This window comes from Acidiferrobacter thiooxydans, assembly GCF_003333315.1.
In the GTDB taxonomy this organism is placed as follows: Bacteria; Pseudomonadota; Gammaproteobacteria; order Acidiferrobacterales; family Acidiferrobacteraceae; genus Acidiferrobacter; species Acidiferrobacter thiooxydans.
Genome location: NZ_PSYR01000001.1, coordinates 1,148,136 through 1,165,560, shown reverse-complemented (window position 1 = coordinate 1,165,560; position 17,425 = coordinate 1,148,136). Strand labels below are relative to the sequence as shown.

General features: G+C 62.7%; 13 protein-coding genes and 1 tRNA gene. 5 read left to right on the top strand and 9 right to left on the bottom strand.

Annotated elements, in window-relative coordinates; all coding sequences use genetic code 11:
• Positions 1–57 precede the first annotated feature (57 nt).
• A complete protein-coding gene (locus C4900_RS05875) occupies positions 58–1,023 on the top strand; it encodes a glycosyltransferase family 2 protein (RefSeq protein WP_170132424.1) in 966 nt (321 codons plus the stop codon).
• Between the two features lie 886 nt (positions 1,024–1,909).
• On the opposite strand, the gene C4900_RS05870 is transcribed toward C4900_RS05875, so the two are convergent.
• The gene (locus tag C4900_RS05870; RefSeq protein WP_114282564.1) at positions 1,910–4,336 is read right to left on the bottom strand and encodes a TonB-dependent receptor; all 2,427 of its coding nucleotides are present in this window, start codon (positions 4,334–4,336) and stop codon (positions 1,910–1,912) included.
• Positions 4,337–4,712: 376 nt separating this feature from the next.
• Here C4900_RS05870 and C4900_RS05865 point away from each other — a divergent pair, with 376 nt between their 5' ends.
• Positions 4,713–5,243, top strand: coding sequence for a DedA family protein (locus tag C4900_RS05865; RefSeq protein ID WP_083995649.1), 531 nt, complete (start codon positions 4,713–4,715; stop codon positions 5,241–5,243).
• A 227-nt stretch (positions 5,244–5,470) separates the two neighbouring features.
• On the opposite strand, the gene C4900_RS05860 is transcribed toward C4900_RS05865, so the two are convergent.
• The 3 genes from C4900_RS05860 to C4900_RS05845 all read right to left on the bottom strand — a co-directional run bounded on the left by C4900_RS05860 (position 5,471) and on the right by C4900_RS05845 (position 8,893).
• Positions 5,471–5,668 (bottom strand): hypothetical protein, encoded by a 198-nt coding sequence (locus C4900_RS05860; RefSeq protein ID WP_065969086.1) that lies wholly within the window; start codon positions 5,666–5,668, stop codon positions 5,471–5,473.
• On the bottom strand, positions 5,665–7,005 hold the full coding sequence (locus tag C4900_RS05855) for an NRAMP family divalent metal transporter (protein ID WP_065969088.1): 1,341 nt from the start codon (positions 7,003–7,005) through the stop codon (positions 5,665–5,667). The genes C4900_RS05860 and C4900_RS05855 overlap by 4 nt, the downstream gene beginning before the upstream one ends.
• Before the next feature lie 724 nt (positions 7,006–7,729).
• Positions 7,730–8,893 carry a hypothetical protein gene (locus C4900_RS05845; RefSeq protein ID WP_065968922.1) on the bottom strand — a complete coding sequence of 388 codons (1,164 nt, stop codon included), beginning with the start codon at positions 8,891–8,893 and terminating at the stop codon, positions 7,730–7,732.
• A 435-nt stretch (positions 8,894–9,328) separates the two neighbouring features.
• On the opposite strand from C4900_RS05845, the gene C4900_RS05840 reads away from it, so the two are divergent.
• Both C4900_RS05840 and C4900_RS05830 read left to right on the top strand, forming a co-directional pair.
• Positions 9,329–10,195: a PA4780 family RIO1-like protein kinase gene (locus C4900_RS05840; protein ID WP_065968921.1), complete on the top strand. Its 867-nt coding sequence runs from the start codon at positions 9,329–9,331 to the stop codon at positions 10,193–10,195.
• 1,148 nt (positions 10,196–11,343) lie between these two features.
• The gene (locus C4900_RS05830) at positions 11,344–12,576 is read left to right on the top strand and encodes an MFS transporter (RefSeq protein ID WP_065968920.1); all 1,233 of its coding nucleotides are present in this window, start codon (positions 11,344–11,346) and stop codon (positions 12,574–12,576) included.
• 135 nt (positions 12,577–12,711) lie between these two features.
• On the opposite strand, the gene C4900_RS05825 is transcribed toward C4900_RS05830, so the two are convergent.
• Positions 12,712–12,799: transfer RNA gene (locus C4900_RS05825), tRNA-Ser, on the bottom strand.
• A gap of 114 nt (positions 12,800–12,913) precedes the next feature.
• Here C4900_RS05825 and C4900_RS05820 point away from each other — a divergent pair.
• Entirely contained in the window at positions 12,914–13,318 is a 405-nt protein-coding gene (locus C4900_RS05820) for a DoxX family protein (protein WP_065968919.1), read from the top strand.
• Between the two features lie 80 nt (positions 13,319–13,398).
• Here C4900_RS05820 and serS read toward each other — a convergent pair whose 3' ends face one another.
• The 4 genes from serS to C4900_RS05800 form a co-directional block, all read right to left on the bottom strand.
• Complete coding sequence (serS, locus tag C4900_RS05815) at positions 13,399–14,676, bottom strand: serine--tRNA ligase (protein WP_065968918.1); 1,278 nt, start codon at positions 14,674–14,676, stop codon at positions 13,399–13,401.
• Positions 14,673–16,109: an RNA-guided endonuclease IscB gene (gene iscB / locus C4900_RS05810; RefSeq protein ID WP_065968917.1), complete on the bottom strand. Its 1,437-nt coding sequence runs from the start codon at positions 16,107–16,109 to the stop codon at positions 14,673–14,675. Before iscB ends, serS begins: the two co-directional genes overlap by 4 nt.
• A 346-nt stretch (positions 16,110–16,455) precedes the next feature.
• Positions 16,456–16,725 (bottom strand): FAD assembly factor SdhE, encoded by a 270-nt coding sequence (locus C4900_RS05805; protein WP_065968916.1) that lies wholly within the window; start codon positions 16,723–16,725, stop codon positions 16,456–16,458.
• Complete coding sequence (locus tag C4900_RS05800; protein ID WP_065968915.1) at positions 16,722–17,423, bottom strand: succinate dehydrogenase iron-sulfur subunit; 702 nt, start codon at positions 17,421–17,423, stop codon at positions 16,722–16,724. Before C4900_RS05800 ends, C4900_RS05805 begins: the two co-directional genes overlap by 4 nt.
• Positions 17,424–17,425: the final 2 nt, after the last annotated feature.

The window sequence follows — 17,425 nt, the reverse complement described above, 5'->3', positions numbered from 1 at the left end:
GGACAACCGCAGAGAAAGGCCGTCGCACACGAGTCCCGACACCCAGGGAGGCGGCACATGATGCATGAAGCACACGACAATGTCCGGTGCACCCATACCGGCGGAGCCGACACGGTTGCCATCCTGCTATCGACCTACAACGGTGAGGCCTACCTCGCAGACCAGCTCGCGAGCTTGGAGCGTCAGACATACCCGTATTGGCGCCTCATCTGGCGCGACGACGGCTCGAGCGACCGCACGCGCGCCCTAATGAGCGAGTTTGGCGCGCGCGTCGGCAAGGCCCGCTGCCATGAGCTTACAGCGCCTTCGGGACGGCTCGGTGTGCTCGAAAGCTACATGACACTCGTGCGGGCGGCACAGGGATATCCGTTCGTCGCCTTCGCAGACCAGGATGATGTCTGGCTGCCGGAAAAGCTCGCCCGCGCTGCCCATGTCCTGCACGGCATCACGGATCGCCCGGCGCTTTACTGCGGTCGACAAAGGCTCGTCGATCGCGACCTGCGGCCGCTGCGCGCGTCGCCCGCCTTTTGCGCCGACCTCCCTTTTCCCGCAGCGCTCGCGCAGAATATCGCCACCGGCTGCACCATCCTTTTGAACCGCCTGGCCGCAGACATCATCGCCCGATCGCGGCCTCCGAAGATCTCCCTCCATGATTGGTGGTCCTATATCGTCGTGTCCGCCCATGGCGGACCGGTGTTCTTCGACCAGGAACCCTACATCCTCTATAGACAGCACCCCCACAACACCATCGGCTGCGCAAGTATCGCGACGCGCATCCGCCGGATGCTCCACAAAAAGCCCTCCCAGGTCCTGCAGGCCATCGATGCCCACGCCCAAGCGCTACAGGACTCCATCCCCACCCTTCCCCCGGAAACCGCCGACAAGCTCAAGCGCCTGAGGGCCACCTTGCGCATGCCCTACATGACGAGACTGGCATTTGCCTTGAAGCTCGATCTGCGTCGGCAGAGCTGGACCGAGAGCGTGCTTATGGCCTTGCGAACCACTACCGCGCGACTACCATAAGGGCCCGCGACAGCTCTTTTGCTTATTCTGGCGATCGTGATCGCGGCTTGTGGCGCTCGAGGGTCTCGCGAACGACAGGGAGGATAACCACAAGATTGTTGGTCGTGAGATTACCCTCCTGGCATTGTCGAATGTTCTGTGGATTGGCCGGCCATATGCGGGTCGATCTGCGAGAGGTCGCGCGTGCCGGCGACCCGGAAGATCACGGTACGGGAACCGGCCATAACCGCGGGCTGCACCCTGGACCGCCCGAACATTGGCCTGCGTTCAGGGCTTCGAGAAAACCCTTGGTGGCGCGGACCTGCGTCCAGCCCCCTTCGAGATGAGCGCACACAGGCGGCCGACGGCCGTCAGGGACTCACCCTTTGGGCAGGCGACGCGCACCATTGCCGACGCATCGCACGTACGACGTTGACCGGCATGCGCTTGCGAATTTCTGGCAGCGGCTCGCGATACACCCGCACCTCCGCAGCGCGTTCCGTGGTCGCATCCGCCATCAAGACCTCGAGGACATGGGGCGGCAGTGAGCGCGCGAGAACTCTACAGGGACGTCCCTCGCGGGCCCTGCAAGATCGGATGGCACTTCTACTCGGCCCGTCGCGTGAGGTCCAGGGCCTGCAAGGCCTCGGCGATCACGGGGCACTGATCGCAGGGGGCTGGGCGTTGGGAAACGAGCGCGCCGCCCCCACACGGAGGGGGCATTGCCGGCCGAACGGCTGGTTGTCCACCCCCACACGGAGGGGGTGGCGACCCGACCCAATCCACGGCAAACGCGCCATGGCGCTTATGGACACCCTCGCCGTGCCGCAAGGGCAGGGGTCCGGGATTTTCTCACGATGCTTTGAAAGGCCATGGGTACATGTCTTTTGCTTGGCGCAACATAGGCCTAAAAACTGAAATCCGCGGACACGTAATAGGTGCGCGGGGCCCCGGGATAGCCGAGGGTCGCCCCCGCACTGTTGCCCCCGAGATAGCCGCCCGATGTCACATAGGCATATTCATTGAAGCGCTTGTTCAGGAGATTGAGAACCGACAACACGATCTTCATCTTGTCCGCGCGCCCGTTCGTGTTCCCGACGGGCACCGTAAGGCCAAGTGAGGCGCTCCAGATATTGTAGGCCGGAAGCGTCTGCGAGGATGGCGCGCCGGTGTCATTGTTGAAGATATTCTGGCTCCCGGTAAAGGTCGTCCAAAGCTTGGGGTCATAGACAATTCCATCACCGAAATACCGATACGACGCCCCGGCCGTGAGCGTCTCGGTCGGCACATAGGGCACGGCGAGGCCCGCAAACGCCACACCGCCCGTCGTGTAGTTCACATAATGCGCCCGCTCATAGCCGACGTTGCCGAACACATGCAGGCCTCCCACCGGGTTGTCCGCCGAAGAGAGGTTTACCCCTTGATAAAGGCTGTCGCCCGTAGCCTCTATGGCACTGCCATTGCTGGTCGTCACACTGATGAACTGGTTTGTGATCGACAGGCGGTAATAATCGAGGTTCAGCCGGAAACGGCGCGCCATCCCCGAATGTCGCACGAGCACATGCAGGCCTGCGGTATCGTACCGGCCCTCGGTCGGGACCAGCACCGACGACGGCAGCGCCTGGTAGGGGCCCCCGCCTCCACCAACCTCGGGATTTTGATAGGCCGTGGAGGTCTGGGCATAAAGCGCAAGGTTTCGCGTCCACTGATAACGAATGTCAAGCGACGGCTCGACCTTCGTGAAGGTCGTCGAGCTGTTGGGCTGCGTCTCGGGATCGTAAGCGAGATTGGCCTGCGGAAAGTCCGTGGTCGCGTGATTGGCGTAGGTCGTACCGAAATAGGCGATCCGCACCCCCGGCGTTACGCTGAGGCCACGCACGATGGCGATCCGATCCTGCACGAAGGCGGCGGCAAAATTCTGGTAAAAATACCCGCTTCGGTACTTGGACGGATAGGAGTATGTAAACGGAATGCCCGACGGGCTCGTGACCTCCGGACTGTAAAAGGCATTGCGCGTGTCGTAGACGCTATAGAGATAGTAACCGCCGGCCGCGACCGCATTACGTGGCAGGGCGAAATCGAAAACAAACTTGTCCCCAAAGGTCGCGGTATGGGGATTGTTGTATTCGAAGAGATTGTTGGCGCCCTGGTTGAAGTCGTTGTAGTGATTGTGCAAACGGTTTCCATGACGATACCACAGCGTGTCGTGCAGTGCGGTCACCGGCGAAAAGCGCAGGGTCACGGGCATATAGACGAGATAGGTGGCGTTCTCGGCTTGCTTATGCCATACGCCAAACGGTGTACCGCCGTAATATCCCGAAGTGGTTTCACTATAGAGTGGTCCCGGGATCGTGGCCCCGGTACTCGTAAAGCCGTTTACCGTGAGTCCCGCTATGGGCGTGATCGGAATGAACGCCGGGCGATAGGAATGGGAGTCGGCAATATAGGCGCCCAGGCCCACGCTTCCATTGGCCAGAAGCTTTACCACCTTGCCATAAATGGCCTGATCATGGCTGGGGTTTGCGAAGCCATCCTCCTGCGATTGGATATAATCATTGGACTGCGTGGCGCCCGCCGCCAAAACCGCCGAATAGCCGTTATGAAGCCCAGTGCGAACCGCGAAGTGGAAGCCTTCCGTGCCATAGCTGCCGAGCGTTATGCCGACGTTGGCGCCCGCATTCTTGGTGGGTTGCACGGGCACGAACCCGATAGTGCCGCCAAGACTGTCGTACCAGCGGCTGTCGGGATTTCCCGGACCGTAAATGACATTAATGCCCGATATCAGCGACAGCTCGGGGATTTGCGGCGTAGACCACAGCCCCGATCCGGGGTTGTTCATCGGGACGCCGTCGAACGTCACCGCTAAAAGACCATTGGAAGTCAGTCCCTGCAGGCCGCCCCAACCCTGCTCTATGCCGTTTATGCTGATCGCCGCCCGTTGCGCACCCACCGCACCGGGGCTCACGACACGCACACCCGGGGATTGCGCAAGCGCCTGCGCCGCCCCGCCGACCGGGCCTGCCGCCTGCAACTGATGATGGCCTATCAGGAGTTCGGATTGCGCGCTGTGAAAGATTTGCTGAGCGGTGAGCTTCTTATCGGTTTTCTTGAGCGCCTTGGCGTCCTTCGACTGGCCGGTCTCGGCGTGCACGGCCCCGATATTGATACCCCCGGTAGGGGCTGCCGGATGGCTCGGCGTGGTGGTGTCGGCATGCGCCACGCCCCATCCCAGGGCCATAGCCGCCAGGATAGCGGCGGGCACGCGCCCATAACCGCCCGGCCCCCGTTTGAGCCCCTGCTTCGCCCGCCCCGTCACGCCGACACCGATCGCCATAAATATCCTCCCTTGGATATTTGTTTGTTTGTTTGTTGGACGGCATTCTTAGGGCTTATCGTGACCAAACGATGACATTTGCAAGACAGGTGGCGCACAATGGGTGGCGAGGAGGCGTCCAGGGTTTGGGCCATGCCCGATCAGGACCGCGGCCCCAATAGATGTCATAATGGGCACTGGGTGAGAGCCCCGCGCCATGGATACCGCGCCTGGTGAGACCGGTCGATCCGCCGGCATCATCGGGGTGGACTCGTTGCCATTGGACGAGGATTAGGCGCCGGTCTGCCTTGGCGCATGACCGACCGTCATGAAGGCCGCGGCCCCCGGAGTGCCGCACAACACCGCATTAACTGGTCAAATGGGATAGATCTTCTTTATGAGTCATTGGTTTCTCGCGACGCTCGCGCACCTCATCCACATCGCCACGCCGGTCATGCATCGCTATGGACTTTGGGGCTTGGTGGTAATCCTGTTCATTGAAAACATGGGGGTCGTGTTTGCGCCAGGCGAAGCCGTCGTAGTCACCGCAGGCTTTCTCGCCGCCAAGGGCGCCTTCGGCATCGCCGAAGCGCTCCCGCTCGCACTGCTCGCCTCGGTGCTCGGCGCCTATGTCGCCTACGGACTGGGGACCCGTTATGGACACGCAGGCCTCTTGCGCTATGGGAAATATATCGGGGTGAAACCCGTCATGGTCGAGCGCGTCCATGAGCTCTTTCGCCGCTATGGCGCGGTGATCGTTATTGTCGGGCGCTATATCGTGCCCTTGCGTCAACTGCAGGGCTATATCGCCGGCAGCGCCGAGATGGGCTTTCGGCCGTTCGCCATCTGGAGCGCGATCGGCGCAGCCCTGTGGGTGGGAACCTGGGGTGGTGGCGGTTGGTGGCTTGCGCAGTCGATTCCAGGCTGAGTCCCGCGGCCCCGGAGGGCCCGGACCAGGGCCAGCGGCCTTCGAAGCCCCGTTACCGGGACGATGGACACCGGGCCCACTACCCATAGCGAGCCCCGCTGTACGGTCTGAGCGCGCTCACGGTGGCCCGTCGCCGCCAAGATCCATTGGGTCGCGTGTCCCGATGGACCCCCATGCCGTCAACCTTCTGCCGCCTCCCCGGCCGGGCCGGGGCCTCCCCTTGTAGGCTAGGAGCGGGCGCCGTGAGAAAAGGCCCAGATCACGATCATCAGCATGACCACGATATAAAACCGCAGGCCCCAGAACACCCACTGCTGCCAGGCCTTCAGGGGCCGCGGGCCGACCTCGGGTAGCGGCCTATCCCAGCCCTCCTCACGCAATAGGCGCGCGAGCTCGGCATAATCGACTTGTTCGACACGTTTCACTTCGCACCCCCGAACACATGCGGGAACACCGTGGTGATCCCATAAAGGGCGTTACAGACGATCAGTAACACCATGATTACGACCGCACCGATGTTGCGGTTACGACTATTCACAAACGGCCCCATGAGTTCGGCGTCGTTTACGAGCATGAGAAGAAACAGCATCGCCGCCGGCATGAAGATCGTGGCAATCACCTGGACTGTGATGTTCAAAAAGCCAAGCGGCACATGCGGCAACATGACGACCCCCGCGGAGACCGCGGAACCTACGACCGCCGGCGCATAGAAGGCCCAGGCCTTGCGCGGGGCATCGTTCAAGGATCGCGGGAGATTGAGCGCCTCCCCCATCGCCCACGCGGTGCTGGCGGTGATCACGATCGATGAGATGAGGCCGGCCTCTATCAGGCCGAGCGCGAAAAGATCCGTCGCCCAGCCGCCGACATGATCCTTGAGGGCCGCGAGAACGCCCTCCACGTTCAGATCCTTGGCATTGGGAAGCACATGAAGATGCTGCCCGGTCAGTATGATGATGGCCATGGCCACGATCACCATCCCGGTGACCCCCAGCATCAGATCGCGCCGACTGGCGTCGATGTCGTGAGGCAGCAGGCCCTTGTCGACGATGCACGACTGCTGGAAAAAGAGCTGCCATGGGGCGATCGTCGTCCCGATATTGGCCGACAACAGCACCAGAAACCCGGATGACAGCAATCCCCCGGGCACCAGCCAGTTGCCGCCCACGAAAGCCCGTCCCACCGCCGACCAATCGGGGTGCGACAACAGCGCCAGAGGAACGAATACGAGGTTCAAAACGGCTATGAAAAGCGCAATCCGCTCCCATGTCCAGTAGCGCAGGAACACGAGCACGAAGGCCACGAAAATGAGCGTGACGGGGACCGTGAGCCAATGCGATAGACCGAAGACATCGCCCCCCACGCGCACCCCGATGAACTCGGTCATGAGCGTCAGGATGTTGGCGATCACGAGGTCGGCGATCGAGAATATCCCCCAAAAGGCCCCGTAGCGCTTCCAGATCAGCTCCGCATGGCCCCGGCGCGTGACCGCCCCGAGACGTATGGTCATCTCCTGAACGAAATACGCCATGATGCCGAGCGGGATCATGATCGGCAAAAAGACCCCGAGACCGTAGACCGCACCGGTCTGCGAGTAGGTAATGACGCCGCCGGCGTCATTATCCCCGAGCATGACAAGAAGACCGGGGCCGATGAGCGCAAGCCACAATGCGATGCGGTTGCCGAGGGTCTTGGGGCCGTTACGCAGTCGCGCGATTCGCAGGCGATCTTGCACGCGCACCAGCAGCGCCTCCGGCACCACCATCTCATCGGTCTCGCCATCCGGCGGCTTGACCTTGGCGCGCCGCTCGATTTGCCGCGCCTGCGCCGCCTTGGCTCGCAAAAGCGCCGCCCGTAACGCTTGAAGAACATGCACTTGCATGAGCGATCCCCGGTATGTCCTTGAAACCGGGCCACGCACGCGCGACGGCGAGCGGACCCTCGTCTCTTTATGATGCGATTTTGGGTGGGACGGGACTGTGATGGGGCCCGGACCCACGGTCTACCCAAAGGCGACCGCGATCCGGCGTCATGCGAAGCGGGGGGTCTGCCTTCAGGTCTTGGCTGTCTCGCTACTACTACCCATTGGGTAGCGGGCCCTCCAAATAAGCGGTCGTGCCGCGATGGCGGCTTTGTAGCAGCCCATTCCAGGGCTGTCAACGCCTATGTTGTACTCTTTAACAATCCCCCCCAAAATCGGGCCCGGTCCTGCGCCGCGCCTTCCCGCGCCGCGCGCGCTGCCATCCGCCCCCGGCACCGGCCATGGCGGTCTTGGCATCGACGTCACCGCCCATAACGGCCGGTTCCTCCACGCCGCCCCACTCCCTGACGCCCCTGTCGGTATCCCCGACCCATATCGCTCGCCCCCCTTTCGTGATCCGCCCGCGCACGGCACGCCATCACCGCCCCTGGCGCCCGCCGGGGGCCGCCCCCCAAAGAATCAGCGGTCGAGGGCGTTACCCCAAAAGCCCGCTTCGTGCCGGCGCCGTCTATTGCGTACCCCAGTGCTTCGTGGCAATGGCCTCACCGAGATCCAGATCCACCAGGCGCCGGCGTACCTCGAACAGCTTTTCCAGCAATGCGGGCTCGGTACGAGCATAGCCATCGGCATCCGGCACGCGCTTGACCACGACACCCAAGAGCTCGGTGATGGCATTGCCGATCGAGTTCTGGCTTATGGTCACGATGAGCTTACCCGTGTCATTGCGGTAAATGAGCTGTTTGAATGCCGGCTGCCAGCGGATCGCGTTGGCGTAACGGGCATCCCGTATGCAGTGGTCGCGCACCATCTTCGCGGTCTTCAGGAAGTTGCCGTTAAAAAGCAGCTTGTCTTCGACCAGGTCCGGGAAATATATGTCGCGCGGCATGGGGGCGTTACGTGTCGATACCTGCCCGAAGAAGGTCCTATAGAAATCTATGAACCCCTTCAGGATCGTGTCGTACTCCTTCCAGAACCGTACCTTCTTCAGAGATTCCACGCCCCCTTGAACCTCCCAGCTGGGAAGGCCCTGCGGATAGCCCGTCAACGCGATCTTGCAGGAGCCGTGCTCGCAGGTCTTCAGTATTTCGAGATCGAGGCCTGCAAAGAAATCGAGATAAACATCACGCATGTAGGCCTGAAAAAGCGAGTTCTGGCCGCCATCCGTGAGATTCGGATTCTCCGGGTCAGCCATATTGGCCTCCCGCAACTGCGTCTTGTCGAACACGATGAAGTGATTGTGCAGCATGCGAATACTCGGCACGCCCGGAGATGTAAGCGGCCATGTGGCATCCAGGCTCGCCTCGCCCGACAATACGAGCGCCTGGTCGGGATCCGGATACCGCTCGAGCATGTAGGAGATTATGACTTCGTTCATACGATTCCAGACATTCTTGACGTTGTCCGGAACCTGCGTGCGTCGCGCCGGCCGTCCGAGAGGATCGAGGATGCTGCGTGCGGTGTTGTAGATGATGGATGTGTCGAACTCGTTGCTGTGCGCAATGGCCTTTCTGTACAGCAGCAATCCTTCCGGATTTTTGAGGAGGCCATTGTTATCTGTAAGATCGTTGAGATTTTCCGTGCTGTTGAAGAATTCGTTGGGCTTCATACCCTCTGGCACTTCGAGGGGGATAGGACGAAAAGGATTTGTGATTTCTCTAGGACCAACCTGCATCGTTCACCACCTTTATCTATGGGAGGATTTCGTACGGACAACCGACGCCCGCGCGGTCCCGCCATAGATAGCGCACATCCTGCACGGGACCGGTTGTAAGTATAAGACTCGGCCGGTCCTCAATGACACTCTTAATCACGCTCAAATGGGATATCCGAGGCGACAATGACACCTAAGGCTAGGGCGTCATTCGTGCTCTTTATCCCCCCATGCAGGACGCCGTGGGTAGGTCGCCGAGGCGCGGTATCCGCCGGCGGCCGGTGGTCCTGAAGGGGTGCGCACCCGGCATATGGTCTGCGATCACCGCTGGGAATGGCGGATTACCGACAGATACCCTATCGCCCCTCGACCCCCTCGTGTAGCATAGGCGCATGATCCTTATCGTCAATCACCGACCTTTTCCAGCCTCGCTGCCCATGATGCGGTAATACGTCTTTGCGCACCCCCAAGACCTTGGCGCCCTTGTTGGAAGACGGGCTCATCGACCATGTGATCCAGCCCTTGCGCAGCGGCAAGGAGGCGGACCTGTTCGTCGTTGCCACCGCCCACGGCGTGCGCTGCGCCAAGGTTTACAAGGAAGCCCGCCAACGCGGCTTTCGTCAGGCTGGGCTCTACCAGGAGGGACGAACCGTCCGCGACAGCCGGCGTGGGCGGGCCATGGCCAAAAAGTCGCGCTTCGGGCGCCACGAACGGGAGGAGGTCTGGCAGAATGCCGAGGTGGATGCCCTTTTTCGGCTCGCCGATGCCGGCGTACGCGTACCGACACCCTATCTCTGCATCGACGGCGTGCTGCTCATGGAGCTCATCGTGGACGCAGCCGGGGAGCCTGCGCCACGCCTTTCCGATCTGATCCTGACGGCCGCCCAGGCGGCCGCCATCCATGCAACCCTCATGCGCGACGTGGCACGCATGCTGTGCGCGGGCATCGTTCATGGCGACCTTAGCGAATACAACGTCCTGCTGGATGACAAGGGCCCGGTCATCATCGACCTGCCTCAGCATCTGAATGCGGTCGCCAACAACAATGCCGCAGCCTTCTTCGTGCGCGATATCGATCATCTCACGGCCTTCTTCGGGCGCTTTGCCCCATCGCTGGCTACGACCGACTACGGACGCGAGATGTGGGCCCTCTATCAAACCCGTGCCCTGCAACCCGACACACCCTTGACCGGGATCTACCATCCGGAATCGACCCCTCCCGATATCGCCCAAGTCCTGCGCGAAATTGACGCTGCACGCCGCGAGGAAGAGCATCGCCAAGCGCGTTTGGCCGCGCACGCCGAGGCAAGCCACGCCGATTGAAGGCCGCCGGGCCGCGGGACGACTGACCGCAAGATCGGCCACACCCCGTCCGATCCTCGATACCTGTGAGCCGCCTGCGAACTGAGCGCAGAACATAGGCGCAGGCGCATGGCACCGGATCCCCTGACATAAAAACTCTTGGGCGATGGAGCGCGCAACTCCCGCCATCCGCAGCACCAATATTCTCCATATCGTGGCGCGCGAATCATCGGCAGAACCTCCTCTGTCTTTGCCGGATCTCGGTTGCGCACGACGCTGTGGTGCGTGTAGCCCCTAGTCGCGGGATGATCGTATCCCTGCCCGCCAGCGGAGCTGACCTGACCGTAGGGCTCGACGCGGTCGGTAACAGACGTTTCCAGGGATCGCGGACCCCGATCCTTCCGAACCTGCCGGTGCCGACGCCCCGCGGAGATGGCGCGGCGGCCTCGCGTGTCCCGCTTTGGGCGCACCTCGACTACGCCTGCCGCATATACCTGCGATGAACGCCGCGCCCTTCGTTGCACATCGTGCCGCCGACGAGCGCCCCGTCCCGCTCAACCGGCCACTGTCGATACGATCTCGGTCGGCGAGCCCTGCCGGCGCGCCGCTTGTACCGCCACGGGACACCGTCTTGTAACGGTTCAGCAAAGGCTGGTGTGGGAATGGCCATGCCGACAGGCCCGGCGTCTGCGGCGCCGCAAGGTAGGCTTCCGGAATCAGACCTGCAGCGGTGTACGCGTTACAAGCATAACGGTCCCCGCCGTGAGGTAGGCATTTCGCTCTCACATCCGGCACCGCAAGACCATCGAGCGATTGTCGAAGCGGCAGGCCTCTGCCGATACGCCACACCAAAGGCAAACGACACCATCAGGCCCGCGGGACGCCCTGAGCCGTGGCGGCGCGCCTGCGCATCTCGAGACATGCGCTGAAACTCCCGCAGGGCTGTCGGCAAAGGCCTGGCCGTGCCAGAACACTCCCCATGGCGAGCCTGGACATCAACCGGACAGGCATGGTATGAACAAACCATCGGCCACGCCGCCCTATCGCCGCGAGCCGTACCCGGATTAGAATGCCCGCCATTGCCACGCAGGTCACCGGCAACCATAAGACAACTAACCGCCCATGGATCGGACCTGGGATTCGCGCGCCTTGAACGAAACCCCGAAAAGATGTCTGACGAAGACGCGATAACACTCGGAAGCGCCGCCTTCCGGCGCGTGAATGTGGCGCTCTTTGGGGCTGGTCTCTCGACCTTCAGTACACTCTATTGCGTGCAACCCCTCATGCCCGCCTTCTCGCATCACTACGAGGTGAGCCCCGCCGATAGCGCCCTGTCGCTCTCACTCACGACCGGGGTCCTGGCAGTGGCCATGCTCTTTGCCGGCACGCTCGCTGATCGCTTGGGTCGCAAACCGGTCATGACGGCATCCCTGTTTCTATCCGCACTGCTCGTGCTCGCAACCGGTCTCGCCCCAGACTGGCGGGTGTTGCTCGTCATGCGGGCGCTGCTTGGGATCACGCTCAGTGGCGTGCCGGCGGTGGCCATGGCCTATATCAACGAAGAGCTCCATGTCGAGGCCGTGGGCCTTGGCATGGGCCTCTATATCGGCGGTAGCGCGGTCGGCGGGATGTCGGGACGCCTGCTCTCGGGCGTTCTGGCGAGCCTCTTTGGATGGCGGATGGCGCTTGCCGCCATCGGCATCGGTGCCCTGATTGCAGCCTTTGCGTTCTGGCGCTTCCTGCCACCCTCGCGGCGCTTCGTGCCACATCACGTCGCTTGGCGCACCTCGCTTGCAAGCCTTGGCGAGCCCTTTCAAGACAGGGGACTGCGGTGGTTATTTGCCGAGGGGTTCCTGCTCATGGGGATCTTCGTTACCTATTACGATTATCTGGGCTACCGTCTGATGGCCGCCCCCTACCACTTCAGCGAGGCCGCGGTCGGGCTCCTGTTCAGTGTTTACGTGGTCGGGATCTTCAGCTCATCCTGGATGGGCCACAAGGCCGGACGGCTCGGCCGACGCCGGGTCTTCTGGGTGGCCTTGGCCTTGTTGTTGGCCGGGGTTGCCGTGAGCTTCTGCACGCAAATCCTGCTCATATTGCTGGGCATGACCGTGCTCACCTTCGCCTTCTTTGGCGGTCACTCGATCGCGAGCAGCTGGGTGGGGCGACGCGCACAGGCCAAGGCCCCGGCCGCCTCTCTCTATCTCTTCTTTTACTATCTCGGATCAGCCTTCGTCAGCACCGGTGGCGGAATCCTCTATGCACGCTGGGGATGGAGCGGCGCAGGCGGACTGATCTGCGGGCTTGCGGGTCTTGGGCTTCTCATCGCGTGGCATTTGCGCACACTCGTGCCGGTTCACGCCCTCACGCCGGTCGCGTCCACCCGGCCATCCGAGCCATGATCGATCCGTCACCTGCGAAATACTCTACAAGGCCGGGATGGGGTACACCTCCGCACCCTTAAAAGCGGCAGACGCTGACCGCCGCGGCCGACGTAAAGCCGGCTACGCCCCGGCGTTCGCAGTTCTGCTCTGAAATGGCGGAGAGGGAGGGATTCGAACCCCCGGAAGGTTGCCCTTCAACGGTTTTCAAGACCGCCGCATTCGACCGCTCTGCCACCTCTCCAGGCCCCTAGGATACCGTCTCGACAACGGCAACTCCACCTTGGGGGTCCTGGACAGGCACCCAAGGCGCCCCTAGGCTATATCCGCGGGATAGGCCCGCCAGGGAGAACATCACATGTCATGTCAGAATAAAGGGCTTGCGGTCTTCGATCTCGTCGGGCGCGTACTTCTGGCGTTCATCTTTCTCTTTGCTGCCCTCGGCAAGATCGAGGACTATGATGGGACACGCCTCTATATGATGTCCTATGGAGTCCCCGGGGCGCTGCTGCCGGTCGTGATCGCAGTCGAACTGCTCGGTAGCCTTGCGATCATGGTCGGCCTGTGGACGCGCTATGCGGCCTTGTTGCTCGCCCTATTCTCGATCGCCGCCATCGTCATCTTCCATCAGAACCTGGCGACCATGACGAATCAGATCATAACGCTCGCGGAGGTGAGCTTCACCGGGGGACTGATCCTGCTCGCAGTCAACGGGGCCGGCTGTCTCAGCCTGGATGCCCTCGTGAAGCGTGGCAAGGCCTAGGCCTGAGCGGCCGGCGGCGCCCTCTTGCGGCCTCGACAGGCGCGCCCGGGCGTGCGATGCCCGCGGTACTCATGGGATCCCTAGAGGGGCGGCACGATCTTCGTCTCACCACCCATATAGGGGACCAAGGCATCGGGGATCCGTATGCCCCCGTCGGCCTCTTGGTAGTTCTCGAGCACCGCGACCAGCGTACGGCCAACCGCGAGCCCCGAGCCATTCAGGGTATGCACGGGCTCGGGTTTCTGACCCGGGTCACGGACGCGGGCATTCAGACGCCGTGCCTGAAAGTCCCGAAAATTGCTGCAAGACGAGATCTCCCGATAGCGGCCGCTGCCGGGCAGATAGACCTCGAGGTCATAGGTCTTGGCGGAGGCAAAGCCCATGTCGCCCGCACACAGCGCCATGACGCGATAGGGTAGCTTGAGGCGCTGCAGCACCGCCTCGGCATGCCCGGTCAGCTGCTCATGGGCGCGCGCCGAATCCTCGGCGGCTACGATCTGCACGAGTTCGACCTTCTCGAATTGATGCTGGCGGATAAGGCCGCGAGTATCGCGTCCGGCGGCCCCCGCCTCGCTGCGAAAACATGGGGTATGACAGACATAGCGCGCGGGCAGCTCGCCCCGCGCATAGACCATGTCGCGGGCGAGGTTCGTCACCGGCACCTCGGCTGTCGGTATCAGGAAATAGGGGAGATCCGCGATCGCAAAGAGGTCTGCGGCAAACTTCGGGAGCTGGCCGGTCCCAAACAGGCTCTCGCGGTTGGCCATATAGGGTACATACACCTCGGTGTAGCCGTGCTCCCGCGTGTGGAGGTCGAGCATGAACTGCGTGAGCGCGCGCTGCAGGCGGGCAAGCGGTCCGCGCAACACCGCAAACCGACTGCCGGCGAGCTTGGCGGCGGCCGCCAGGTCGAGACCCTTCAGGCCCTCGCCGAGATCCACATGGTCGCGTACCGGAAACCCGAACGCGGGCACATCGCCCCAGCGCCTCACCTCGACATTGTCCTCCTCGCTGCGCCCATCCGGGACGTCCTCGGCGGGGACGTTGGGGAGGGCCGACGCCAGCTCATCCCACGCCGCCTGCACGCACGTCAGCTCCGCCTGGGCCTCGGCGAGCCGCTGCGCATCCTCCTCCTGACCGGCCATGAGCGCCGTGATATCCTCGCCGCGGGCCTTGGCGCCCCCTATGGCCTTGGCGCGCGCGTTGCGGCTCGCCTGACGGTCCTCGGTCTCCTTCTGGGCGATCTTGCGGCGCGCCTCAAGCGCCTTCAGCGTCTCGACATCGAGCACAAAGCCACGGCGCGCCAGGAGTCGCGCGACCTCGTGTGGCTCGTTTCTTAAAAACTTGGGGTCGATCATCCAGTTGCGCGGGAAACCCCGGCATCATTGTGGGCCGCATGGCCCATCATGCCGGGGAGGGAGAGCGTGGCGGTCGCAGACCGCCCCATTCCCGCATCTCCTTTGTTCAAAGCTCTCTTCGTCCACGAATATCCATAGCCGTCCGCCCGCTGTATCAACTTGCAGAATCGGTGATGGATGCCTTGTATCAGTCTGCTCCCGGTCTGAATATTGAAACTGCCGCTGGCGCGGATGGCGACGCGGCCGAGATAGGTGCCGGCTTTTGTGCCCGTCGTCACCACCGCCTTCACCAGGTCCCCGGTCTGGAACCCAAAGGCGCTTTTGTTGCGGGTCAAATATCCGCGGGGGAAACCGTGGCGTGTGAGACGCGTGCGCTGGTAACTGCCGCGGCCTGTGGCTTTGATGGTCAGGACCGGTTGCTGCCAGCGGCGGATGGCATCGACGTGTCCGACACAGGCGGCATCGAGGCTATGGGTCTTAGGGATATGCAGGCGGTGGCGGTTCCATTTCGTCCGGCCGCCGCTCGCGACCTCCACCTCCGGGCCTGTTTCCTTGAGGCGTTGGCACAAGGCCCAGCGAGTGCTGTTTACGGCCGCCGCGTCGCGCAATGGCGCCTTGGCCTGGGCCAGTATCTTCTTGGCCCGTTCCGGCTGTTTCGACAGGAACTGTTCCGGCAGGCTATTGCCCTTGGCCTGGTTGCAATCGTGACAGGCGATGGTGAGGTTGCTCACCCGGTCACTGCCTCCCAGGGACTTCGGGTGAATGTGGTCTATTTCCAGGGGCGCGTTTTCTGCCCCGCAGTAAGCGCATTTCCGGCCCCACTTTTCCAGCAGGTACTCGCGGATCTCGCACCCAAAGAGCGTGCCTTGCTGGTATTCGGCGCCGGATATTTCCGGGTTTTGCATCTGCTGCATGTCAAACCGCACGAGTTCCTGCGACAGGGATGTTACCGGCGCCAGTCGGCTAAGACGTGCCACCCACGCTATCGTCGTATCGACCCGATGGCGCAGGCTGGGCGCCAACCAACCCGCCGGTTTCGCCCGGTTGTCGAAGCGGGCGGGACGATACCGCAAGTTCCCGCGACGGCGCCGGCGGAACGCGCGCCGGGCCGTGAGCCGGTCGCGGATCACGGAACCTCGGTGCTGCAATTCCAGCAACATCAGCACCGTGAGGGTACGGACAGATTCTTCCCTCGTTGTGTCCGTGATGTCTTGCTCCCGCACTAAGGCCAGGCCCGTGGTCTTGCTGCCTGGGTCCAGCTTCAACCGCACCGGCTGCAGGGTAGAGTTTTCCTGCAGCCGGTCCACCAACCGGATCGTAAACGGCACCATCCGATGCACCCGCGCCCGACCGCGTGCCAGCAGCAGCCGGGCGCGGCGGGCCGCGCACGGCATCAGTGGTTTCTTTCTGCGATCTAACACCAATACCGCCATACAGTCCTCGTTCTAAAAAACCGCCCTTACGGGCGCTAGTGACAGACCCTTAACGGGTCTCTCCCCTCGGGATGGTCAGCAACCGGCTCCTCTCTCATTGCATTGCAGGCCGCTATGGCCTGTGGGCCGTGGACAACCCCCTTTGTGTGGGGGTATGGCCTACGCGAGAGCGGATGGAACCTTCGCGGCTTTACCTTTCCGCAGCATGATCCCACCCTTCCAGTGTCCGGGACTGAGGAAGCATCCCGGAGTGGGTCGTAACGACCTATTGCTGACGTCTGCACAGAACCATCCTGTGCTCCCTGGTCAACCCAACTTTTCGGTTGTTACCTCCAAGCTCCGTCCTTTAGGGCGGGGTAGTTGACAAGCGGTCGTCGTTTGGGTCGCAGCGTGGCAGTGTAAAGGATTTGAGGATGGCGGCATATCGCGCCGGCGCCGGCGCCCCCTGCATCCATGCCCAGAGGTCGGCGTCGTGCTCCGTGAGGAGTTCCTCGAACAAGGCGCGCTCAGGTGGCGACAGCCGCCCATAGCCGTCTTCCAGGAAACGTCCAAGCGCCAGATCGAGCTCGAGGAGCCCGCGTCGACAACGCCAACGCACCGCCGCGGCCTGCGTCATAGTCTGCGCCTGGCGAGCAATGCCCGGATTCCGCTTATGGCGCGCGCCGGATCGAGCCCCTTGGGGCAGACGTCGGTGCAGTTCATGATGCTATGGCAGCGGTACAGGCGGTAGGGGTCCTCGAGATCATCCAGGCGCACGCCGAGCGCCTTGTCGCGGCTATCGGTGACGAAGCGATAGGCCTGGAGCAAGGCCGCCGGACCCAGAAAGCGCTCCGGGTTCCACCAGAACGACGGACAGCTCGTCGTGCAACACGCGCAGAGGATGCATTCATAAAGACCGTCGAGCCGGTCGCGCTCGGCGGGGCTCTGGGGGCGCTCGATCTCGGGCTCCGGCCCCTCGTCTATGAGCCATGGCCGCACCGCGCGATACTGGCGATAAAACCCCGAGAGATCGACCACCAGGTCGCGGATCACCGGCATCCCCGGCAGCGGACGCAAGGTGATCGGCTCGCGCAGATCCTTGAGCGGGGTGATGCACGCCAGTCCGTTGCGGCCATTGATGTTCATGGCATCCGACCCGCACACGCCCTCGCGGCACGAACGCCGAAAGCCGAGCGTCTCATCCTGAGCCTTGAGAAGCATCAGGGCATCGAGCAGCATCACCGCACCGTCTAGAACCTCGGGGGTGAGGACGTAATCCTGCAGAACCGGCGCGCTGTCCTCCTCCGGTCTATAACGATAGATGCGAAAGCGCATGA